The organism is Nostoc sp. 2RC (assembly GCF_014222165.1).
In the GTDB taxonomy this organism is placed as follows: domain Bacteria; phylum Cyanobacteriota; class Cyanobacteriia; order Cyanobacteriales; family Nostocaceae; genus Nostoc; species Nostoc linckia.
The window spans coordinates 1-748 of the sequence record NZ_JACKZU010000772.1; the positions used below are offsets into that span (position 1 = coordinate 1).

Consider the following 748-nt stretch of genomic DNA (forward strand, 5'->3'; position numbering starts at 1 on the left):
TCCGTGTCTCCGTGTCTCCGTGTCTCCGTGTCTCCGTGTCTCCGTGTCTCCGTGTCTCCGTGTCTCCGTGTCTCCGTGTCCCCATATCTCCGTGTCCCCATATCTCCCTACAACCTTTAAAGTTCATGAAAATGATAGGTAACGGCTCCAGTAATGGGGTCGTTATCAATTTTTACATAACCTGATTTATACATTTCTTTGAGAGCTTTTTCGACTTCAGCAAAGCTAGCTCCTGTTCCTTTCACCCCTTGGGTAACAGTGAGACTACCACCCCTGTTTTCTGCCACTTCAATGAGTTTAATCATCAGCTGATTACCAGTTGGGGAGTGAACTTGAGTAGCGATCGCTGTAGGCTCATTTAAAGGTACACCAAATGGCGATACACCTGCTTTTAGTCTGAGATTGGCCTCGTATTCGTCAACCATACTAGGGACGAGAAGCAAATCCACAGCTTGTCCAATGTAAAATAAACCAAAAGTACACAGCCATAACAATCCCGTGCCGATTTTGCCATTGTATAAGCGGTGTAGTCCTCCTAAGCCAAAAAATCCGACTCCACACAAGATGTAAGAGACAAGAAGTCGGTCTTGGTGCTGATTCTTTTCAGGATTCATCTTGTTGTCAACCCTTTGGATTTGCTCTTGTTGTTTAAAATAGGTGTTTCATACTGTTTTATTTGAGAGCAGTATGAATAGCTAATACCAATTTGAAAAAATAATCCAATACATAGACAAGACCCCTCCCCAAC

General features: G+C 43.6%; 1 protein-coding gene. It reads right to left on the bottom strand.

The window, feature by feature from the left end; translation table 11 throughout:
* Window positions 1–116: 116 nt before the first annotated feature.
* On the bottom strand, window positions 117–614 hold the full coding sequence (locus GNE10_RS34930; protein WP_099066865.1) for a TM2 domain-containing protein: 498 nt from the start codon (window positions 612–614) through the stop codon (window positions 117–119).
* Window positions 615–748 lie beyond the last annotated feature (134 nt).